This is a genomic window from Halobacteriovorax sp. GFR8 (assembly GCF_050955245.1).
Lineage (GTDB): Bacteria > Bdellovibrionota > Bacteriovoracia > Bacteriovoracales > Bacteriovoracaceae > Halobacteriovorax_A.
In genome coordinates this window covers 974350-995898 of the sequence record NZ_JBPBLR010000002.1, presented here as the reverse complement: position 1 = coordinate 995898, position 21549 = coordinate 974350, and the positions used below count along the sequence as shown (strand labels likewise).

19 protein-coding genes are annotated in these 21549 nt (G+C 36.5%); 14 read left to right on the top strand and 5 right to left on the bottom strand.

The window, feature by feature from the left end; all coding sequences use genetic code 11:
* Positions 1 to 10 precede the first annotated feature (10 nt).
* From gspD to ACRXC1_RS05325, 12 genes are read left to right on the top strand one after another with little or no spacing between them, the layout of a single operon-like run.
* Positions 11 to 2377, top strand: coding sequence for a type II secretion system secretin GspD (gspD, locus tag ACRXC1_RS05380; RefSeq protein ID WP_433657112.1), 2367 nt, complete (start codon positions 11 to 13; stop codon positions 2375 to 2377).
* A gap of 20 nt (positions 2378 to 2397) precedes the next feature.
* Complete coding sequence (locus ACRXC1_RS05375) at positions 2398 to 4131, top strand: GspE/PulE family protein (RefSeq protein WP_392907458.1); 1734 nt, start codon at positions 2398 to 2400, stop codon at positions 4129 to 4131.
* Positions 4132 to 4148: 17 nt separating this feature from the next.
* Positions 4149 to 5357, top strand: coding sequence for a type II secretion system inner membrane protein GspF (gene gspF, locus ACRXC1_RS05370; RefSeq protein ID WP_392907456.1), 1209 nt, complete (start codon positions 4149 to 4151; stop codon positions 5355 to 5357).
* 47 nt (positions 5358 to 5404) lie between these two features.
* Positions 5405 to 5860, top strand: coding sequence for a type II secretion system major pseudopilin GspG (gene gspG / locus ACRXC1_RS05365; RefSeq protein WP_392907455.1), 456 nt, complete (start codon positions 5405 to 5407; stop codon positions 5858 to 5860).
* A gap of 24 nt (positions 5861 to 5884) precedes the next feature.
* Positions 5885 to 6550 (top strand): pilus assembly FimT family protein, encoded by a 666-nt coding sequence (locus tag ACRXC1_RS05360; RefSeq protein ID WP_433657109.1) that lies wholly within the window; start codon positions 5885 to 5887, stop codon positions 6548 to 6550.
* Complete coding sequence (locus ACRXC1_RS05355; protein ID WP_392856314.1) at positions 6535 to 7047, top strand: type IV pilus modification PilV family protein; 513 nt, start codon at positions 6535 to 6537, stop codon at positions 7045 to 7047. The genes ACRXC1_RS05360 and ACRXC1_RS05355 overlap by 16 nt, the downstream gene beginning before the upstream one ends.
* A 7-nt stretch (positions 7048 to 7054) precedes the next feature.
* Entirely contained in the window at positions 7055 to 7972 is a 918-nt protein-coding gene (locus ACRXC1_RS05350) for a PulJ/GspJ family protein (RefSeq protein WP_433657106.1), read from the top strand.
* A complete protein-coding gene (locus tag ACRXC1_RS05345; protein WP_392907449.1) occupies positions 7956 to 9323 on the top strand; it encodes a hypothetical protein in 1368 nt (455 codons plus the stop codon). Before ACRXC1_RS05350 ends, ACRXC1_RS05345 begins: the two co-directional genes overlap by 17 nt.
* A 60-nt stretch (positions 9324 to 9383) precedes the next feature.
* A complete protein-coding gene (gene pilM, locus ACRXC1_RS05340; protein WP_392907447.1) occupies positions 9384 to 10961 on the top strand; it encodes a pilus assembly protein PilM in 1578 nt (525 codons plus the stop codon).
* On the top strand, positions 10961 to 11578 hold the full coding sequence (locus tag ACRXC1_RS05335; RefSeq protein WP_392907444.1) for a hypothetical protein: 618 nt from the start codon (positions 10961 to 10963) through the stop codon (positions 11576 to 11578). Before pilM ends, ACRXC1_RS05335 begins: the two co-directional genes overlap by 1 nt.
* A complete protein-coding gene (gspN, locus tag ACRXC1_RS05330) occupies positions 11578 to 12537 on the top strand; it encodes a type II secretion system protein GspN (RefSeq protein ID WP_433657103.1) in 960 nt (319 codons plus the stop codon). The genes ACRXC1_RS05335 and gspN overlap by 1 nt, the downstream gene beginning before the upstream one ends.
* 35 nt (positions 12538 to 12572) lie before the next feature.
* Positions 12573 to 13544, top strand: coding sequence for a polyprenyl synthetase family protein (locus tag ACRXC1_RS05325; RefSeq protein ID WP_433657102.1), 972 nt, complete (start codon positions 12573 to 12575; stop codon positions 13542 to 13544).
* Here the strand turns inward: ACRXC1_RS05325 and ACRXC1_RS05320 are convergent.
* The 4 genes from ACRXC1_RS05320 to ACRXC1_RS05305 all read right to left on the bottom strand — a co-directional run bounded on the left by ACRXC1_RS05320 (position 13503) and on the right by ACRXC1_RS05305 (position 18322).
* Positions 13503 to 13937, bottom strand: coding sequence for a MerR family transcriptional regulator (locus tag ACRXC1_RS05320; protein ID WP_392907435.1), 435 nt, complete (start codon positions 13935 to 13937; stop codon positions 13503 to 13505). The two genes, ACRXC1_RS05325 and ACRXC1_RS05320, sit on opposite strands and share 42 nt — an antisense overlap.
* Positions 13938 to 14342 carry an integration host factor subunit alpha gene (locus ACRXC1_RS05315; RefSeq protein WP_084710483.1) on the bottom strand — a complete coding sequence of 135 codons (405 nt, stop codon included), beginning with the start codon at positions 14340 to 14342 and terminating at the stop codon, positions 13938 to 13940.
* A 296-nt stretch (positions 14343 to 14638) separates the two neighbouring features.
* Positions 14639 to 16105: a DNA gyrase subunit A gene (locus ACRXC1_RS05310; RefSeq protein WP_392907432.1), complete on the bottom strand. Its 1467-nt coding sequence runs from the start codon at positions 16103 to 16105 to the stop codon at positions 14639 to 14641.
* 24 nt (positions 16106 to 16129) lie between these two features.
* Complete coding sequence (locus ACRXC1_RS05305; protein ID WP_392907430.1) at positions 16130 to 18322, bottom strand: toprim domain-containing protein; 2193 nt, start codon at positions 18320 to 18322, stop codon at positions 16130 to 16132.
* Positions 18323 to 18443: 121 nt separating this feature from the next.
* Here ACRXC1_RS05305 and ACRXC1_RS05300 point away from each other — a divergent pair, with 121 nt between their 5' ends.
* The gene (locus ACRXC1_RS05300; RefSeq protein ID WP_433657099.1) at positions 18444 to 19004 is read left to right on the top strand and encodes a hypothetical protein; all 561 of its coding nucleotides are present in this window, start codon (positions 18444 to 18446) and stop codon (positions 19002 to 19004) included.
* Here the strand turns inward: ACRXC1_RS05300 and ACRXC1_RS05295 are convergent.
* Positions 18978 to 20735 carry a DEAD/DEAH box helicase family protein gene (locus ACRXC1_RS05295; RefSeq protein WP_433657097.1) on the bottom strand — a complete coding sequence of 586 codons (1758 nt, stop codon included), beginning with the start codon at positions 20733 to 20735 and terminating at the stop codon, positions 18978 to 18980. The genes ACRXC1_RS05300 and ACRXC1_RS05295 overlap by 27 nt on opposite strands.
* Before the next feature lie 208 nt (positions 20736 to 20943).
* On the opposite strand from ACRXC1_RS05295, the gene ACRXC1_RS05290 reads away from it, so the two are divergent.
* Positions 20944 to 21549, top strand: a complete 606-nt coding sequence (locus ACRXC1_RS05290; protein ID WP_433657095.1) for an iron-containing redox enzyme family protein — start codon at positions 20944 to 20946, stop codon at positions 21547 to 21549.

Below are 21549 nucleotides of genomic sequence, written 5' to 3'. Positions count from 1 at the left end.
GGGATCATGGATGAAGAAACTATTTTTAAATCTCTCAGCACTATCTTTACTATGTCTTGCCGCAGATCCGGCACAGGCCCAGTTTAGACAATTTAAATCGAAAACGAAGGTTAATCGTGATGCGACTCCTTCCGCTGCCAACCTACTCAACAGTGGGAATGCAGAGTCAGGAAGTGATGCATTTGGTAGAACGGCCAATCAACCAAAGAAGTCTGACGATGCTTACGTTAACTTAAACCCAGAAACTGCTTTTGGGCCAGAGATTGTAACAAGCTTTGATTTTGAAGACACTTCCCTACAAGACCTGACAAAGCATATGCAAAAGCTTACAGGGCTTAACCTTATTATCGACAAGGACCTCAAAGGAAAGATATCAATTTCAGCACCGACTCCAATTACAGTTGGTGATGCATGGAAAGCATATTTAGCAGCACTTAATATGAATGGCTTAACTATGGTTAAATCTGGTGCTTTCTACAAGATTGTTCAAGCAAGAGATATTCGCTACATCCCAACAAAGATTTACACAGGTAATTATGTTCCGGAAACAGAGAATTACCTAATGAAGATTATTGCTCTTAAAAATATTGATTCAACAGAAGTTTCTCGTTCATTTAGACCCTTCATGTCTCGTTACGGGCGTATTATTGAGATCAAGCAAACAAATACAATTATCATTCAAGATACAGGTTCTAACATCAACCGTTTAATGAGCTTAATTAAATTCATCGATGTTCCTGGACACGAAGAAACTCTTCAAATTATTCCAGTTAAAAATACTTCAGCTTCTGAAATTGCCAAGCTTCTGGATAAGATCCTAAAAGATGATACATCGAAGAAAACTTCTTCAAGAAGAAGCTCTGATGGTGGTGGACAAATTATCTCTAAACTTACGGCCGAGCCACGTACAAACTCAATTATTGCCATGGCAAACTCAAGTGGGGCAAAGAGACTAAAAGAGCTTATTAATAAGCTTGATGTTGAGCTAGTTGCTTCAAATAATGAACAAATCCACGTTTACTACCTTTATCACGGTGATGCAGAAGATATGTCAAAAACATTATCTGAGCTAGTAAGTGGATCAAAGTCGAGAACATCAAGTACGAGAAGAACATCACGTTTTTCAAGAACTTCAAATGATGACAATAATGAACTATTCAATGCAGAAGTAAGAATTACTGCTGATAAATCAAATAACGCTCTTGTTGTTACGGCCTCACCTACTGATTGGCTTACACTTGAAAAAGTTATTAAGAAGCTAGACCAACCAAAGGACCAAGTATTCATCGAAGGTCTTGTGATGGAAACAAATATTTCAAAATCTCGTGACCTTGGTGTTTCTATTGTTGGAGCATACGGTTCAGGAGCAGCTGATCGCGCCGGTTCAATCAACGGAACTTCAGGTTCAGTTCTAACTCAACTTATTTCTGGAACATGGACATCAATTGGTGGTCTATTTGCAGGTGTTGGTCTTGGTAATGAAATAGAAACAGAAATTAACGGTCAAACTGTTAAGATCGACTCTATTAACGCTCTAATTTCAGCAATTGCAAGTAATGGTGATACAAACGTTCTATCAACTCCACAACTATTGGTTCAAGATAATACTGAAGGAATATTTGAAGTTGGTGAAAAAATTCCAGTTCCTAAAGAAAGTCAGGCGTCAAATGGATCGACAACGACTACACTTGATACACAAAACGTTACATTAAAAATGAAGATAACTCCCCAAATTAACAAGGTAACGAGATATATCAAACTAAAAATTGACCAAAACTTTGAAGATTTCTCAAGCAGGGCCCTTCCATCTGGTGTAGCATCAGTTGGTGTTGGTACTGTTGTAAGAAGTGCCGTAACTACTGTAACTGTTCGCGATCGCGACACAATTGCAATGGGTGGGATGATGAGAGATAAGACTACTGATTCAGTAAGTAAGGTTCCCTTACTTGGTGATATTCCAGTACTTGGTTGGCTATTTAAGAATACAACGACTCAAACAGAAAAACTTAATATGCTAATGTTCTTAACGCCAAAAATTCTTGATAACTACCAAGAAGACGTTGCAAGTACTGTTAAGGAAAGCTTAAATCGTCGTGCATCTCACCTTAAAGAGTTCCACGGTGAGAAGGATCCATTTAAGTCAACTGCGAAAGGACTTTACAATAAAGCTCAAAAACAAGAGCAAGGTCCACTATATGATGAGCAACGTAACAAGTATTACAAGCAACAGAATCAAGATAGCGTGATGAATGAATCCGTTATTGAGCCTGGCTACAAAGATATCGTTCAAAAAGTAAACGCAAAGAAATCTGCTCCTAAGAAGGCCCCAGCTGTAAAAGTAAAGTCTTCAAATAAAGAAGTAGTGATTAAGAAGTAATATTAAAAGGCTTGATGTTAATGAGAAACCAAATGCTAGAAACATTTGAACACGGTAAAGAAAAGATTGGTGAGCTTTTAATTAAGCACACCTCTCTTACACGTGAGCAATTAGATGAAGCACTAGAGATTCAACAAGAATCAGGAATGCTTATCGGTGAAATCTTACTTAAGAAGAACTATATTCACCCTCACGATATTACAAAAGTAATTTGTCACCAAATTGAAATCCCTTACGAGTCAGAGATTGACGTGGATTCAATTGATCCTGAGCTAATTACAAATATTCCGATTAATTATGCAAAAACGCAGGAGCTTATTCCAGTAATGGAAACTCCGCGCTTTGTTTCAGTTATTATCACTGACCCATTCAATTTCGATGCTATTAATGATCTAAGAGAGATCTTTAAAAAAGATATTCATATCTCTGTGGCCCAGCCTCTAAAAGTTAATGATGCCATTAACCGTGTTTATGAGAAGGCCAATAAGAATATGGTTCAGTCCCTTGAAGATGAGTTCGATGAATCTCTTGATCTTGATGGGCCAATTGATATCTTAGATGCCGGAGCTGACGAGGCGCCTGTTATTCGTTTTGTAAACTCAATTATCTTTAGAGCTGTAAAAGAGCGCGCTACCGATATTCACATTGAACCTTATGAAAAAGAGTCAATTTACCGCTTTCGTATTAACCGAGTTATGACGGAAGTTTTAAGACAGCCTCTTAAAACTCACTCTGCTGTTGCCTCACGTATTAAGGTTATGGCAAAGCTTGATATTGCAGAAAAACGTCTTCCACAAGATGGGCGTATTCCTATCAAGATGGCCGGTAAGGATATCGATATCCGTCTCTCAACAGTACCAGTCCAAAATGGTGAGCGTATCGTTATGAGGATTCTTGAAAAAGATAATAATATCCTTCAACTTGATCACCTTGGTTTCCACGGTAAAGTTCTTGATGATCTCGATGCCCTATCGCAAAGAAAAGATGGAATTGTTTATGTATCAGGACCAACAGGTCACGGTAAGTCGACAACTCTCTTTGCCATGCTAAGTCGAATCAATACACCAGATCGTATGATTATTACAGTTGAGGACCCGGTGGAATATGAGGTTCCTGGAATTTCACAAATTCAGGTAAATCATAAGATTGAACTTTCATTTGCCAAAGCACTTCGTGCCATCCTTCGTCAAAACCCTGATGTTATCATGGTTGGGGAAACAAGGGACTACGAAACAGCAGAGATGGCAATTCAGGCTTCTATTACAGGTCACTTTGTTCTTTCGACAATTCACACTAATGACGCTTCGTCTGTGCCAAACCGTCTGATTGATATGGGAGTGCAGCCATTCATGATTGCCTCTTCTCTTTCTGGTGCACTAGCGCAAAGACTTATTCGAACTCTTTGTAAGGAGTGTAAGAAGCCAAAAGATATTACAGATTTTGATCTCGAAGTTTTAGGGATCGATAAAATACCAGAAGGTTCAACAGTATATGAGGCCGTAGGTTGTCCAAGTTGTGACAATAAAGGCTACTCAGGAATGACTGTAGTAGCAGAACTTTTAATGATTAACGATGAAATTCGCTCTTTGATTATCAACTCTTCTCCATCTGGACAAATAAAAAGAGTTGCGCAAAAGTACGGGATGAAGACTCTTAGAGACGATGCAATTGAAAAGGTTCTTATGGGAATAACTTCAATTGCTGAAATGAACCGTGCTATTAATATCGAAGGTGAAGACGAAAGTTACGAGTAACAAAAGAGTAAGAAGACATGGCCATATTTGATTATAAAGGTATTGATCGCACCGGAACTGAAAAGAAAGGTAATATCACAGCAGAAAACGAACAGGCAGCAAAGGCCAAGATTCGTGCAAAAGGTATTATGCTCACAGCGATTAAAGAACATAAGTCTTCTAGCAAGTCTTCTTTTGAGTTGAACTTTGGAAGTAGCGTTTCAATCAATGACCTATCACTTATGACTAGACAGCTGGCCACTCTTGTCAAAGCAAAGATTCAAATCGTTGAAGCCTTCAATGCACTTATTGAGCAGTCAGAGAATCCAAAACTAAAAGTTGTCCTCTCTGAAATTCGCCAAAAAGTGAACGAAGGTAGCTCTCTTGCGGCTGCATTCTCAGACTACCCTAAAATCTTTGACCATATCTATGTCAATATGGTTGAGGCCGGTGAACAGTCAGGTACTCTTGATATCGTTCTCATCCGTCTTGCAGAATTTACAGAAGCGCAAGTTAAATTAAAAAATAAAGTAAAAGGTGCCATGATGTATCCAATCATCATGCTACTTGTTGGTGCTCTTGTTATGGGAGTTATTCTTGTTCTAGTAATTCCAAAAATTACAAAAATCTTTGTTTCAATGAAAAAAGAATTACCACTACCAACAAAGATTTCGATTTGGTTATCAAGTTTTTTACAGCAATATTGGTGGGCCGTCATTATTGGAGCATTCGCTCTTTACTGGCTATTTAATCGCTATATTAATACTAAGAGTGGCCGTGAGAAATGGGACTACGTTACATTAAAGCTTCCTATTTTTGGTTCACTTATTACAATGGTGAACGTATCTCGCTTTGCTTCAACCTTAGCAACACTCCTGAATTCAGGTGTACCAATTCTTGCATCAATGAAAATTGTTAAAAACCTAATTGGTAATATTCATATGCAAGAGGCAATTGAAAATGCTCGTGTTAATATATCGGAAGGTTCTTCCATGGCAGCGCCCCTTGCACAATCGGGATACTTCCCTATCATGGTTACCCATATGATTAGTTTAGGTGAGAAATCAGGTGAACTCGAACCAATGCTTAACATCATTGCAGAAAACTACGAAGATCAGGTAGAATCTAAATTGAGTGGGTTAACATCTGTTCTTGAACCTATTATGATGGTCGGAATGGGTGGTGCAGTTGCCTTCATTGTTATGTCAGTTGTCGTACCAATGATGGAGCTAAACTCGATCAATTAAGCTTTTTTAGAGGATATAAAGAAAGAAGACATTTAAGGAGATTTTAAATGAAGAACAATTTTTTAAAGCGCCAAGTAATGAAGAGTCAGGCAGGGATGACACTAATTGAAATCCTAATTGCCCTTACTCTAATTTCATTAATGGGGACATTTATTGCAGGTAAGGTTTTCGACTCACTAGAAGAAGGTCGTGTAAAATCAGCAAACATTCAAATGAAGTCACTAGAGTCACTACTAAAAGACTTTAGAAGAAAGTGTAACTTCTACCCAACAACAGAAATGGGACTAGATGCACTTATTTCAAAGCCGTCTGGAGGACGCGAGTGTAAGAACTATCCACCAAATGGATTTATCGATGCAGATGAAATCCCATTAGATCCATGGGATATGGAGTATGTTTATACTTCAGATGGAAAGACTTACAATATCATGTCTTATGGTAATGATAACGAAGAAGGCGGAGAAGGTTTCGCTGCTGATATCTACCTAAGAGATAAGAAGTAATTTAAATTAAAAGTCAGGGAAGTTATGCATAAGGCACATGGACAATCAGGTTTTACATTAATTGAAATTCTGGTATCCATGGCCTTAGCTTCCCTACTTCTCTACATGGTTGCAGGATCAACCTTTTCCTCACGCCGCAACCTCGATGATACGATTGAAAACATTGAACGCATTATTCGCTTCTCAAGTGATGAAGCTAGTTTAACAAATAAATTTTTACGTGTTGGTTTTGATATTGAAGATATCGACCAAAAGCTTTCTCTAGAAATGGCACAAAGTAATGACTTTGTTATCGACATGGATTCGACACAGAATTATGACGATCTGACAGAGGAAGAACAAAAAGAAGCAAATAAGCAAGGAAGATTTATGCCACTTCCCGACTTTGATGCGAACGAGTTTCGTCCAACAGGAGGAGTTCGTATTGTTGCCATAGGTAGCACCTTAACACAAAAATTACACACAACTGGCAAACCATATGTCTACTTTTACCCCACAGGTGAGAAAGATTCTGTTATAATTATTCTTGCAACTGAAGATGAAATGGTCGCGCTATCAACTGAGCCATATTCTCAAGTAATCAATCGTGAATACGTTGGCCTTGAAGATGTGAACTTCTCTAGTGATGACTATATTGAAAAACTAACAACAAGAGCAGAAGAACTTTATAACGAATGGTTAAGCAATTAAAAAATAATTCAGGTTTTACCCTCATTGAGGTTCTTATTGCGCTCGCAATATTCGCAGTCTTTATTACTTCATACATTACCGCTCAAGGTTTAAATATCACAGACTCAATGGAGATGCGTACAGAGATTACTCTTCGTGAATACGGCATTGAGAAAATGAATGAAATTCTAGCATACCCTCCAGAGCTAAAAGATAGCATAACTCTAAAACCAGAGTCTGGAAAGTTTGAGAGTAATGACAATATCAGCTATAGCGTTGAATGGAAGAACTTCACTGTTCCAGACTTTGAAAAGATATCAGGCTCTGAAACACCAGATGATGGTGATGATAGTAACAATGCTATTCAAAAACAGATTTTTGGCGTTGTAAAAAAGAATCTTGAAAAACTTCTTTGGCAAGTCAGTGTGACAGTTAAAGATGATACTACTGATGAAACATATACTATTAGTACGTGGTTATCAAATGATAAGTACAAGGTGCAGATAAACGGACTCTAGGTTTTTAATGAAAGGCATAGAAAAAAATCATATTCACAAGAATGAAGATGGCTTTACATTAATTGAAGTTCTTATCGCTATTGCTATTCTCTCTGTTCTTATGACGGCCATCTATACAATAGTCGACAGTAGTGTAAATACGAATGATCGAGTAACAAAAGAAGACCGAGAAAGGCTTCAGCTAGAAATTGGAATGATGAGAATAGAAAGGGATATCGAGTTAATCAACTCTCCCCTATACTATGAATCATCTAAGGCCGATGATAATAAGGCCTTTGCTAAGGCGTATAATTCATCACAGTCCCAGTCACAGTCAAGATCAAGACTTGGAGGCTCAAGTCAACAGCAACAGCAACAACAGCAACAATCTAAAAAATATGTCATGACGACTCATCTTTATAAGAATAAGAATTTTGATAACCTTTCAGCAGGTAATGTTCCGATTCCAATTCTTTTAAACGAAGAGAAAGGCTCTCTTGTTTTTCTATCATCTGCTAACCGAAGACTTGTAAAAAATATGAAGCAGTCTAATTTAATGTGGGTTCGTTACCGCGTGGTAACGACTTCAACAGATGGTCAAGACGAAGAAGAGAAAAATACAGAAGCACCTTACTCATTAACTCGAACAGTAATCCCTGTTGATATTTACAACAAGGACCTCGACTGGGAAAAGGCTAAAGAATATCCAGTTATTGAAAACCTTAGAGACTTTTCATTCGAGTTCTACAGCCCAGAGAAAGAAAAATTTGTATCTTCTCTTAGAGAGTTAAATAAATTAAGGAATACGCCACGTCTAATTCGCATGAATATTGATTATGTATCAAAAAATGGTGATGAGCTTCAACTTAGCCGAACGATACGTGTTATGTGGCCTGAATTTAATTCCAGCGAAGACTTAAAGGAAAAGTATGACTTTAAAAAATAAGAAGACAATACTTAGAAATGAGTCAGGAATTGCCATTATCATGGTAACTACAGCTGTCGCTATTTTAACTGTACTTCTTGCACAGTTCACATACGAAACCAAACTCAACAAGATTAGAATACAGGGACAAGTTGATAAGGTTCAAGCAAAGCTTAATGCTGAAGCGGGACTTCACTACGCTCTTTCTGTATTGAAAGTTTACCGCGAAGCATGGAATAAACTTGAAGATAACACTTCTCTTCAGTCGACAATTTCAAAAAGTGATATTGAAGCAATTGCAACTCAACCTTTTATTGTTCCTATTCCTGTATCAACAGAGCTAAATGCACTACAAAAGAATGCCATTGCTGAATTTGAAAAAGAGTCTCTTATTCAAGGTTCAATCTCTGTAAGCCTGAAGCCTATCACAGGCTTTCTCAATCCAAATACATTAAGAGTCATCAAGCCTGTTAACGAGAGCTCGTCTCAGTCATCTTCAAGTGAAAGTGGTCAAGATGGTTCAACTATTACTCCACACCAATTTATGGAGAAGACGTTTACAGATATGCTTGAGAGAACTTTTAGAAATGAGATTGAAAATAATGAAGATTTTGCCCTTCACTATTCAAATTTAGATCCCAAGCTTCTTGTTAAAGAATTAAAGTATTATGTTTCAGGTAAAGAAGATTACGATGAACCTGAGAAGGCCGATATCGAAAGAACTTACCAAAATCTTGGAGTGGAAGCAAAGCATGCGGCCTTTGAAACTGCTGATGAACTCTATTCTCTTGCAGGTTGGGATGATGAAATCGTGAACTTAATTAAGGATCGAATTTCAATTCACAATGTATCGGTTATTAATGTAAACGAAATTACGATTAATCAACTAAAAGTTCTTTTTCCAGAAATGTCTGATGTTGCCCTTGAAGAATTCTTTAAATATCGCGATGGAGATGAGGAAAATGGTACATCACCAAGCTCATTTAAAAGTGATAAGGATTTTAAAGAGCTAATCACAAATCGAATTGGTGCAGTAGAACCTTCTGATTTTGATAAGAGAATTAAGGAATTCGCTGATGCCGATATTATTATTGGAACAGGTGGGAAATTATTCAAATTAGAATCAATTGGAAGCTACGCCGATACGATCTATAAACTGACTGCTTTTATCGACTTACCAATAAAACCTCAGGCCCCATCAACGACGTCTCAAGGTCAAAGTGGACAGCAGGCCGGCGGTTCCCAAAACCCAGATGATGACGATGACGGTGGTAATGGACAACAACAGTCAGGATCTGCCTCTCAGGGACAAAAGTCGACAGGAAAGAGCTATCTCTTACGCCCGAGAGTTGTAGAAATTCGCACTTACTAATGGCAAATTTTTCATTCAAAAAAAAACAGCAAAGTTATTGAAATTTGGTAAAATAAATTTATGAGTATTTTAGTAATAGACTGTGGTGCCTACAGTATTAAATTTGTTGAAGGCCGAGTACACAAAAAAAGATTCATTATTGATGATATTGAAGAAGTTCTACTCGAAGATGTTCGTGGCCCTAGTGACCAAGAAGTCTCTGTACACGAACTTCAACAAAGAATTATCTCTGGTTTTTTAAAAGACCAACACTATAACGGTCGTATCATTACTCAATTACCTAACGAGTTTTTAACGAATCGTTACCTAGATCTTCCAGCAAAAAGTAAGAAAGATGCTGAACTGATGATCCCTTTCCAACTAGAAGAGGATCTACCATTTAATATTGCTGATACTCACTACATAGTTAATCTTTATAAGAAAATTAATAGTCAATTTTCAGCTATTGTTCAAATTGCAGAAAAAAGTGTCTTTGCAACTTATCGAAACTTTTTACAGGCCTATCATACAGTGCCTTCGAACTTAACTTCGGAACTTAGTGTTTATCAAAGTTTTGTCGAAGAAAAGAAGTTAGAATCAAATGTATGTATTCTAGATATTGGCCATCAAACGACAAAAGCATATCTTATTTACAATGGCATTATATACACTCATCATATTTCATATGTAGCTGGTGCAGCCATTGATGAGGCCATTTCTAAGACTTATAATATCGGTCCTGCCGAAGCAAGAATTTTCAAACACGAAAACAGTTTCTTTTTAACAAAGTCTCAACTGGATAGTGTGACAAAAGAGCAGCAAGACTTTGCTCTAATGATGCACCATACTTTCAAAGACCTTCTCTCTCAAATTGATCGCTGGCTATTAGGTCATCGAGTTAAAACTGGTCAAAGCATAGAGCATATTTACTTAACAGGTGGATGCGCTAACATTAAGAATATTGATAACTATATTACAGAAAGACTTCATGTTAGTGTTTCACAATTTATGACTCCTGGTCTTGAGAGAATGGTTTCTCCACAGGAGTATAACTCTCTTGCACTCGCCTATACAATGGGTGTATCAAACACATTTAGAGAGCCTGCAAAAAACTTTTTCACAAAAGAGTTTGCATCTGCACTGAAAGATGGAATCAAGTTAGAAAATACAATTTTTACTTTCTATCGTCTTGCTCTTGTCTGCCTAATTCTTTGTGCTGGTTTTTTAGTAGAGTCACTCTATTTCGTAAACCGCGATATAAAGGCCACTGATAGAGAGATTAAGAAACTTATCAAATCAAGTGATCTTAATATTACTAAAAAGCAGGAGAGATATCTTAGAAAATCACCTGATAAATTAACAAAGATCATTAAGCAAAAAAATAAAGCGATAGAAGTTGATTTAAAAGTATTAGCAGGTGTACCAAAGTCGAGTGCTCTTGCAAATCTACATACTATTACAAGTGCAATTAAAAGAAATGAAGAAGTTTCTCTGACGAAATACAAAGGTGATCTTAACTCTGGTTTTGCACAATTCCAAAGTAAGAGTGATCGCGATACGAAGCAATTACTTAAAGTTCTTAAAGGCCTTAATGTAAACGATGCTAATATTGACGACTCAAATAAAGAAAAGATTACAATTAGCTTTAAAGGTAAATAATGACACAGAAAAGCGTATTTAAAGAAATTGATGTCGCTATTGATAAGCAAATTGAAGAAGCTAGAAATTCTGGTGTTTTTCAATCGTTTGCCGATCAACTCCGCTCTTTCACAGAAACTGAGCAGAAAATAATTAACCAGGTTCTTTCTGGTCTTGTCATTATTATTCCAATTATCGCTCTTTTTGGTGTCTTTATCTTTAGAACCATCAAAGTAAACGATTTAAATACAAGAAAAGAGTTGGAACAAACAATCATTAGCTTCAAGGAAGGAAATATTAAGCTTAAGGCCCAAGAAGGCCCCATCGTTATCAATGATGCTATTTATGAAAAGTCTGATTTTATAAGTAAATTAAATAACGCAACTTCAAGACTTAATATAAAAGGAAATCAACTTAATGTTGATGGCTTTCAAAAAGAAAACCTTGGTGGATCAATAAACCGAATTGAAACAAGTATCATGATTGATAAGTTCACAAATAAGGCTTTTGTTGGTCTCTTAAATGAACTTCATCGAAAATTTAAAATCATAATCACTGAGATCGACCTAGAAAAAACGGCAGATGGAAAATTCGTTTCGGGGAAATTCCTTGTTGAATTTTACGCAAAGGTTAATTAATGCAGGATAACTTAGGTAATCAAAAGAATAATATGAGTGAAGCAGCAGAACAAACAGATATTTATAAGATCAATAAGAAGACAATCTTTCTAATTTCTATTTTCGCCTTCTTATCATTATTTTTTGGCTTTATCTTTAACTTCTCTGTCGAAGACAAGATTATGAATCTCGTTTACGATGGTTTAAGAAAGAATCGTAGCTGCCCTATCTACTATCAAAGTGCTAGTTTAAGTTACTTTCTGCCAGGGATTAATTTAAAAGAAATTGATATTTCATCTCGCTGTTTAAACTCTCGCTCAGGACTTTTGATTTCAGAAGCCGATATCTCTCTAGGGCTTCCAAGTATTGCTCCAATGGGACTTACTTTTAATACTGAAATTAATAAAATTGCAGGACTTGATAATCAAATCAACATTAAATCAATTCATAATTTTTCAACACAATACTTAAAAGTTGAAAATACGGTCATTAGCTTTGATGCTCTTGCTCCACTAATGAATAACTTTAAACTTGATGGAACAATCAACCTTAATGCACTTGTTAGCACAGACCTTAAGGCCATTAAAGACCTTGATATCTACCTGACTTCTAAAAACTTTGCGATTCCGACACAAGTTATCCAAAGTTTTGAGCTACCTACTCTTGCAATTAATAATCTATCATTAAAGGCCCACTCTGAAGAAGGCGGAGCTGTTGAAATTCAAGAGCTTATTATTGGAGACAGCAACTCACCTATTCGAGCAAATGCCAGTGGTACAATCACTCTTGATAAAAGAAATATCAGAAACTCTCGTCTTGATATCGAGGCGCAGGTAAAATTCACACCAGAGTTTATTGAAAGCTTTGCTATTATCAATCTTCTTTTAGGCAATGGTACTCCTGATGAGCAAGGTTTCTATCACATGAAGATTGATGGTACTCTTGGACGTCCAAACACACCGAAAATGATTAAGCGCTAGTTGACTAAAGGCCAACTTTAAAGCATCTTAATTCAATGCAAAATCAATCTGTATTAGAGCTTAAAGAAGCAAGGCAGCAAATTGAAGCTGACCTAAAACTATTTATCGATCAAAATAATTATCAAAATTTCTTTAGTGAAATTTATGATTATTCTCTATTACCTGCTGGAAAGTTATTTCGCCCTATGCTGGCCTATGCAACAGCTAAAGACTTTGGTATAGACTTTAATGATGAAAGGCTTAGAAAGTCAGTTAAGAGCTTCTCATGTGCATTAGAGATTCATCATACATATACTCTGATTCATGATGATATGCCTTGTATGGATGACGATGAATATCGCCGTGGGCGACTTTCAACTCATGCAAAGTTTGGCCAATGGCAAGCACTTCTTGCAGGAGATGCACTTCAATCTCTTAGCTTTAATTTAATTAATAAGATTAATGTAAAGAATAAATATGAGATTTTAAATTATGCGCATTGGTGCTTAGGAGCAAAAGGTCTCATCCTTGGCCAAGCCTTAGACCTCGGTCACCACATGACAGAGAGCTTTAAGAATCTAATCCTTACTCATAAGTTAAAAACTGCACGTCTTATCCAACTCTCAATAGTTGGCCTTTATCTTTTTAATGATGATGCAAATTTAGAAATGGCCAAAGCGCTTCACCGTTTAGGTCACCATATGGGCATAGCCTTTCAACTTCTTGATGATCTTTGTGAACTTGAAGATGAAATCTTAAGTGAGCATGAGGAGGCCATTAATCCATGGAAAACAAGACGCCAGGACTGTTTTACAGAACTACAATCTAATCTCGAATATATGAAAGTATTTTTTGAAAAGTACGCGTGCGGAAATATCCGTTTAGTATACGGAGAATATCTTGGAAAGATACTTAGTATTATCGAACCTAATAAAGAAACAATAACTGGTCACTTAAATGTAGAGACAGGCACTAGGCCCGCCTCTTTAGATCCAATTATTTCTTTGTTGAATACTTTGACTCTTTAGGTTCAATTGATTAAGGATGCTCTTTGCTTGCTCAAGTTTATCTAAATCAATATTGTAATTTACAACCTTTGATTTAGAAGACTTTGCAGGCTTTGTATTTAACTTCTTCTTAGAAGCTCCACTAGTTTCTTTAGAAAGATCAAGTTGACCTCTTAAAACTAGCTTAGCTTTCTCAATAGTCATTTTCTCTTCAAATAGAAGGCCTTTAATTTTTGCCAACATTTGAATATCTTTTTGTTCAAAAAGTTTTTGACCAGTTGAAGAAACGAGAGGTGAAATTTCATCAAATTCACTTTCCCAAAATCTTAATACGTATGGCTTAACGCCAACGATTGAGCAAACTTCATCAAGTTTAAATAACGATTTCTGTGGAATCGATAATGTTTCTAGCATTTAAAATCCGTTTTCGCTCTCAAAGTCATCATCAGTATCATTCCTGAATGATGTTAGTGCTTTTGGAGTTCCTTCCTTAGGTGCAATTGAAGTGTCTTCCTTACCTTTATCGTCGATACGGTGTACGTAGCGTCCAGTAATATCTTCCTTTAGAACCTGTGAAGGTTTAAAAGTAAGAACACGTCTTGCAGAAATTTCCATCGCCTCACCTGTTTGTGGGTTACGGCCAACTCTTGATGCTTTATCGCGAATTGAGAAGTTTCCAAAACCAGAAATTTTTACTTTTTCCCCGCGGGCCAAAGTATCTTTAATTACCTTAAAAACTAAGTCTACAAGATCAGAAGCTTCCTTTTTAGAAAACCCTGCTTCCTTATAAACTCGTTCGACAATATCAGCTTTAGTCAAGCTCATTGCATTCCTCCATGAATCAAAAGAACCTTTATATATTAATAGGTTAGCAGAATTATGAATATTTCACAAAAAAAATTTTGTGGGAAATATATTTCATTTTAATAACTTAGGCTTTTTTAGTGTTAACTCGTCAATTAAGCCAGTTTTAAGAAAAGCTTAAGTTGAGCAACTAAACAAATACCATGTACCATGTTTATATCAACTTCTTCTTGTCAAATTGGCGTATTGACATGAACAATCCCCAGCACAAGTTTTACACTTCTGCTGGGGATTTTTTATTTCCGAGTTTTTTACTTAGACTTTTTCTTAACGGCTTTCTTCTTGGCCTTTTTCTTACCAAGCTTTTCTTGATCCTTAGCAATCTTCTTAAGAAGCTTGTGCTTTTCAGCATCTTTCTTCTTGAGCCAATCAGTTAATTTCGTATCAACTTCATTAAGTTCTTCGATAAGTTTCTTGGCGACAAGCTTTGGAGACTTTGCAATTTTAGTATATTCATTAAGTCTCTTAGTCTCGTCCTTAACAAGAAGCTTACGCTTTTCTACTTCATCCTTTGTCATACGATAAATTGGCATATCGGCTAGATAGTCAGAATAAACATATTTTTTCTTATCTAGGTATTCAACAAATGACTTTCTATTCTTAGACTTCGTCGCCTTTTCATACTCTTTGTTTTTAATAAACTTAATGATCTCATTATTCTTTGTAATTGAATCTTTAAGGTCAAGACAAAGAAGTTCATATCGACGAGTTACAACTTTAAGCCTTTCACCAGTGAAAATTTCAATAATCTCTTCGGCCTGATCAAAGATCTTAACACCTCGCTCAGAAATCAGCGTGTAGTTTGGTGATAGAGATGAAGTTGCTCCAACTGTATCCTTCACTTCCTTAAGAGTAACTTCTTGTCCTTTCTTAAAAAGAAGTTCGATATTAATTTCATTATCAACTGATGCATCAACAAAATCTTTAATGAATCCACTATCGATGAACTTTGTTAGGTGGCGATAGATTTTCTTAGCATCATATCCACGAGGAAGTTCCGTAATAAAAAACTTCCCATCTTTTTCTTCAATACTCATTTCAAAAGTAAGCTTACCGCTCTTCTTGTCAACATGAATAGGAAGTGAGTAATTATGAACGTACGGTTTAAGCTTTTTCACTTTCCCTGTTTCAATAAAAGAGATCATCGACTTGATTAGATCTTTGTGATGAAAACTTGGAATCGTCGAAGAGAAACCAGTTCCAATCCCCTCTGCACCGTTAAGTAACATAAGAGGAAGTTTAGGAAGAAGCCCTACAGGCTCCATCGAACGCTCGTCATAATTTGGGACCATTTCAACTTGATTCATATCATCAAATAAAAGTAAGTCTGAAACCTTCCCTAGCTTACATTCAATATACCTTCCGGCCGCAGGATCCGTTTCCATCCTTTCACCGAAGTATCCTTTCTTATCAATAAGCGGATAGTTATTTGAGAAGGTATAGTCTTGGGCCATATTAACAATCGCCGATTCGATTGAAGCTGGACCGTGAGGGTGTAGAGTTAGAACTAAACCAGTTGCCGCAGAAACTTTTAAAAGTCCCTTCGACTGATTTTTCCAAAGAGTATATAAAATACGTCTTTGACCTGGCTTTAGGCCATCTTGAAGATATGGGATCGCACGATCCATAAGTGTGTAGATCTGATATGTACGATACTCATCTCTTACGATATCTTCTAGGTTTACTGATTCAAGTGAATGAAGATAAGTTTCTTGCATTATTTATTTCCTTCCAAATACTTTTTAATCAAGATAATCAATCATGTCCGCTAGGCCACCAGTGGCCGCTTTCTTAGCGACGGCCTTTTTGGCCTTCTTCTTTGCAGCTTTTTTTGCCGTTTTCTTAGCGGCTTTCTTTGCTGTTTTTTTCGCTACAGTTTTTTTAGCAGTCTTTTTTGCTACTTTCTTTGCCGCCTTTTTGGCCGGCTTAGGCTTTGTTACAACCTTATCCTCAGAAATCGCTTCAGACATTATTTCAGATTGATCTTCATCAAGAAGTAGATCTTTTCTCAGATTTGTATCCTTACCAAAACAGATATTAAGCATCTCCTTGGCCTTAGACTTCTGGTCAATTACAATCTTAGTGTACTCATCCTTAGATAAAACATACTTCCAGGCTTCTGGTGACATCTCACCAAGTCCTTTATTTCGATGAATTTCTTTAATCTTTACTTCACCAGCATCTCTAAATTCTTCAAGTTCCTTATCTGATTCAAAGTAAAGAGTTTTCTTATCTGTCACGACTTCAAAAAGAGGTGCCTTCGCAATTTGAATTGCACCCATCTCAAATAATTCAGGCCAAAACTGATAGAAGAAATTCGTTAAAAGCGTATTAATGTGTCCACCGTCAACATCCGAGTCGGCAAGGAAAACAATATTTGAATAACGAAGCTTTTTCTCATCAACTTCTTGCCCTAGAACAAGACCAATTGATGCCATGATGTCAGAGAATTCCTGATTATTTAGAATATCTTTGATACCTGCTTGAGCAACGTTCATCGGTTTACCACGAAGAGCAATCCCACCTTGGTACAACTTATTACGAGCAGACCTTAAACCACCAATGGCCGAGTCCCCTTCGCAAATAAATAGTGTACAAAGCTCACGTTTTTTTCTTTCGTTAGCATCAAGTAGTTTCTCAACTCTTTGTCTCTTTTGCTTACGTCCTTTTGACGCTGCTTCCTTAAGAACTTGATATTTATGACGAGACTTCCCTCTTTCAATAACAACTTCAAGATAGTCTTTATTCTTTCTCATGAATTTATCAATAGACTTGGCCATTAATTCTTCAAGGGCCTTCTCAAGATGTGCATCACGAACTAACTTACGTTTTGTTTGTGATTCAAATCGAGGGTTTGGCATCGTTACACCAAGAACAAAAGTAAGACCAGAAAGAATATCGTTATCAACTAACTTAATTTTCTCTTTCTTTGCTTGGCGCTCTAACTTATCTTTTACAGCATTGATAAAGATTCTTCTTACACGATCATGGTGGAAACCACCGTCATAAGTAGGAGTTGAGTTAACAAAAGAGATAAACTTTTCTCTCTCCTCACTCCCCTTATCAATTGTTAGAGAAAGAGACATATCGATCTTTCCCTTAACTTTTTTCTTTTTCGTATTTATTGTCTCATAAATATAAGTTGTCTCACCAAAGTCGTGAGCATTTGCTTCATCAATTCTTTGAGCTAATTCATATAGCCCTTTTTGATAATGATATTTTTCACCATTGAAGTAAAAAGCAAGCCCTGGATTATTATAAGCAAGGTCAATAATACGCTTTCTTAAAAGGTTTTCATCGATCTTATTGTCTTTGTATACCTCTTTGGCCAGTGTTACTTGGATTGAAACACCTGAAGCGCCTTTAAAAGTCTTTGGTTTAGTTTGCGTAACCTTAAGAGCACCATCAATGAACTTCGTCGTTTGCTCTTTTTTAGAGTTATAGTGCTTAATCGTAACAAAAAACTCATCGGCCGTAAGACAAGTTGCAGCGGCCCCTAGACCGTTTTGTCCAAGAGTTCGATGGAGAAAGCCCTTCTCATCAGTTTCTTCATCTTTAAATTTAGAACCAGTTCTAAATTCTGAATAAACCTGTTTGACTTTATTTAGTGGAAAACCAATTCCGTTATCAGCAACAGTAACTGTTTTTCCATCTTCACTTAGTGATGTGTGAATTTCCGTAACGTGTCCACGATAATATTCATCAATACAGTTATCTAAAAGCTCTTCAATGGCCTTTGACTTTGCTTGGTGAAATTTAACAGTTTTAAAATCGACTGACTTATCTTCGTAGACATATGTCTCTAAATCTTCAATATCATTAGAACCAAAGACGAGCGTAATACGGTTTCGACAGTGCCATCTTTGATCTTTACTCTCAATGACAGCGTCTTTCGTCTTACCTTTACGATTCACTTTTTCAATGCTGCGTCCCATGCTTAAATTTTCCCCTATCTTAGCTTCGTGCTATAATGAATTTACTATAAAGAATAAGGGAAACTTAAAGGCCTTGAAAGTTACAACGCGTCAACCATTGATAATTACAGTAGTTTTTTACTTGATTTTGCTATTTTCAAATCTCGCAATCGCCTCTGATTTCAAGGGGATTGATGCAGACATCAAAGAAATTTTAGTTGATAAAAAAAGAATTTACCGAAAGGCCATCGTTAAGACTCAAGAAAACAAACAAAGTTTAGATTACCAAATATATGGAATTCATCCAAATAAATGCAAAGTCGCGTTAAGAAAATTGTCGCGCTACGAAAAATTCAATGAATATATCGACCTAGTAAAACTGTCGGGTTACTCAGAAAAGAAGAAAGAAATTTATCTCTATCTCGATCATACTTTGATGCCATTTCCCATGTCTCTAAATTTTAGAATCCCACGTATCACTAAACCTGGAGTCTACCCATTCACATTTGATAAGGGTTTTTTAAAAGGCCTAAAAGGTGAAATCAATGTGAGACAATTATCGGACGGGCGCTGTCTCTTTTTTTCGAAGAGTTATTGGCGAGGTGAAAAGTCATCGATACCAGACACTCTTTTTGAAATGTTTTCTGAAACACTGGGAGAGCTTGCGATGGAAAAACTATTTCGTGTATCTCGCCGACTTTAGTTCTTCGATAAAAATTTTCTCTCTTATTTGCCAGAAACGCTGCTTCTTACGAGCAATCACAAATTTGGGTTCTCTAAAATACTTACGATCCTTTAAGATTTTATCAAGATCATCAATATAATACTTAAGCTCAGGCGTTTTTAAGTGCTTTTTAACAAATGCGTGATAGAAGGCCATCTGTTGCGATTTATTATTTAACTGATAATATTCTTTTAACGACTCTCCATTTACATCAAAATAACTCACTTCTAGAGAGCGCCCCTTCTTACCTTGATGCTCATTAAATATCATCTCCTCGACTCGCATAATGTGAGCATCTTTAAGCTGCATGGCCTCTTTAAGTTTCTTATCTGCATCACGAAGCTCATGCTCACAGTGCGCACAAACGTGTGCACTAATATCGTTACTCTGTCCGCAATTGTCACAACTTTTAAAGCGAAATAAAAATCCACATTCCTCGACACTCATATCACTTTCATCAATATGAATCCCCTGGCACTTTCGGCCGTAGTGTTCAGTGATTCCACCTTCACTATCAACCTTGCCCCAGAAGATATTAGCGTGCCCACAATCGGGACACATAACTTGAACCTCTTGAGTTTCACCACTTGGTCGAGTTTCCCCCACTTCTGGCCTAAAAATATCGTGATCAAGTCCTGTGTAATCGAGAATTAAACAGTCTTCTTTTCCTTCATAAAGCCTAAGTCCACGGCCAACAATTTGTTGGTAAAGACTAATGGATTCTGTTGGTCGAAGGATGGCAATCAAATCCACATGGGGAGCATCAAAACCAGTAGTTAATACTGAAACATTAACTAAAAACTTTATTTTTTGATTCTTAAAATCTTCAATGATTTGGTCGCGAATCTTTTGATCAGTTTCACCTGTTACAATGGCGCTAGAGTCTTCAGGTAAAAAGCTCAAGACTTCATTGGCATGCTTTACTGTGGAAGTAAAAAGCATCACTCCATTTCGCTCTTTTGCCTCTTGAACGATATGCTTTACAATCCCAGGTGTAACACGAGCGCTATCATTCAAAATCTTTTCAATTTCTTGAGTTAAAAATCTTCCAGAATTCTCATTTACTTCAAGTTTTGAAAAGTCATAGCAAGCAACAGGAGAATCAATTTTTATTGGCCTAGTTAAATAACCATTTTTAATCATATAACTAAGTGGCAGTTCATAAATACAATGCTTAAAAAAGCGCTCTTCTTTTGTTCTTAGAATTTCATGATAGTGGTAATTATAAATCCACCCCATTCCAAGGCGATATGGTGTTGCCGTAAGACCAAGAAAGAAAACCTTTTGGTTCATTTCTTTGAGCTTATCAAAAACCTGCTGGTATTGAGACTCTTCTTCTAATGAAATTCTGTGACACTCATCGATGATAATAAGAGAAAAATCTTTGAAAAAGTCCTCAGGTGCACGAGCAATTGACTGAATAGAACCAAAGATAACCTTATCGTCCTTATCTTTTCGATTCATGGAAGCAGAAAATATCCCGGCCTTTAAGTCATAGGACTCATACTTTGCATGATTTTGTTCCACTAATTCCTTAACATGGGCCATGACCAGAACTCGGCCTCGAGCAATGCGTGCAAGCTCAGCGATCACTAAACTTTTTCCAGCACCTGTTGGTAGAACAATAAGAGAAGGATCAGCACATTTTCTGAAGTGAGACACAACTTTGTCTACAGCTTCAACTTGATAATCCCTGAGTTTAAACTTCATCTCTAAAGATTAGCAAAAGAGAGCTAATGAATGAAGAAAAATAAGCTAATAAATACAGTTACTTGCTGTGGTATCACCTAATAATTTTGGCATAAAACAAAGAAATAAAATATATTTAACAGACAATTTCCACACACTTGGCCAAACAAATAAAGATGACAATAAATTTCAGTTACCATGTATCAACTAACTTAACGAAGGACGTAGGATGAAAAGTCAGTATGATATTTATGAAAAAGTTAAAAATTATCCATGGGAGAATGAATATTTTGTAGCAGAGTATCTGGCACAAACCTACTTTTACGTATCCCATTCAGAAAAATTACTTTGTTTAGCAATGGCGCGACTTGATGACGATAAAATATTTCGCCGTTTCAAGGAGCATTTGAATGAAGAAAGTGCTCACGATAAATTGGCCATAAGAGATCTACAAAGATTTGGGTCAAATATTGAAAGTCATCAGGAGCATTCTTTAACGAAAGCATTTTATCAAGGCCAGTACTATCAAATTGAGTATAAACACCCTCTTGCTTTAATGGGCTATATATTTTTCTTGGAAGACTTAGTTGCAAAAGCTGGCCCATACGTCCACGAAAAAATAAGTGCTTCAAGTGGCAAGATTTCTAGCTTTATCAAGCTACACTATGAAGAAGATGAAGACCATGTTGAAGAAGCGAGAAAATTAATCGAATCCCTACCTAAAAATATACAAAACTTTATTGCTGAAAACAAAAGATACTCTCAGGAGATATTCTTCAATATCCTAGATGCAATTGAAGCAAATATCGAAAAACAAGATAAAACTGCAGCATAA

What these genes read in the sequence shown, in the direction of transcription:
- ACRXC1_RS05325 (WP_433657102.1), top strand. Translation starts at nt 12,573, where the DNA reads ATGCAAAATCAATCTGTATTAGAGCTTAAAGAAGCAAGGCAGCAAATT.
- ACRXC1_RS05320 (WP_392907435.1), bottom strand. Translation starts at nt 13,937, where the DNA reads ATGCTAGAAACATTATCGATTCCACAGAAATCGTTATTTAAACTTGAT.
- ACRXC1_RS05295 (WP_433657097.1), bottom strand. Translation starts at nt 20,735, where the DNA reads ATGAAGTTTAAACTCAGGGATTATCAAGTTGAAGCTGTAGACAAAGTT.
- ACRXC1_RS05355 (WP_392856314.1), top strand. Translation starts at nt 6,535, where the DNA reads ATGGTTAAGCAATTAAAAAATAATTCAGGTTTTACCCTCATTGAGGTT.
- ACRXC1_RS05310 (WP_392907432.1), bottom strand. Translation starts at nt 16,105, where the DNA reads ATGCAAGAAACTTATCTTCATTCACTTGAATCAGTAAACCTAGAAGAT.
- ACRXC1_RS05350 (WP_433657106.1), top strand. Translation starts at nt 7,055, where the DNA reads ATGAAAGGCATAGAAAAAAATCATATTCACAAGAATGAAGATGGCTTT.
- ACRXC1_RS05305 (WP_392907430.1), bottom strand. Translation starts at nt 18,322, where the DNA reads ATGGGACGCAGCATTGAAAAAGTGAATCGTAAAGGTAAGACGAAAGAC.
- gspF (WP_392907456.1), top strand. Translation starts at nt 4,149, where the DNA reads ATGGCCATATTTGATTATAAAGGTATTGATCGCACCGGAACTGAAAAG.
- gspD (WP_433657112.1), top strand. Translation starts at nt 11, where the DNA reads ATGAAGAAACTATTTTTAAATCTCTCAGCACTATCTTTACTATGTCTT.
- ACRXC1_RS05345 (WP_392907449.1), top strand. Translation starts at nt 7,956, where the DNA reads ATGACTTTAAAAAATAAGAAGACAATACTTAGAAATGAGTCAGGAATT.
- ACRXC1_RS05335 (WP_392907444.1), top strand. Translation starts at nt 10,961, where the DNA reads ATGACACAGAAAAGCGTATTTAAAGAAATTGATGTCGCTATTGATAAG.
- ACRXC1_RS05375 (WP_392907458.1), top strand. Translation starts at nt 2,398, where the DNA reads ATGAGAAACCAAATGCTAGAAACATTTGAACACGGTAAAGAAAAGATT.
- gspN (WP_433657103.1), top strand. Translation starts at nt 11,578, where the DNA reads ATGCAGGATAACTTAGGTAATCAAAAGAATAATATGAGTGAAGCAGCA.
- gspG (WP_392907455.1), top strand. Translation starts at nt 5,405, where the DNA reads ATGAAGAACAATTTTTTAAAGCGCCAAGTAATGAAGAGTCAGGCAGGG.
- ACRXC1_RS05290 (WP_433657095.1), top strand. Translation starts at nt 20,944, where the DNA reads ATGAAAAGTCAGTATGATATTTATGAAAAAGTTAAAAATTATCCATGG.
- ACRXC1_RS05360 (WP_433657109.1), top strand. Translation starts at nt 5,885, where the DNA reads ATGCATAAGGCACATGGACAATCAGGTTTTACATTAATTGAAATTCTG.
- pilM (WP_392907447.1), top strand. Translation starts at nt 9,384, where the DNA reads ATGAGTATTTTAGTAATAGACTGTGGTGCCTACAGTATTAAATTTGTT.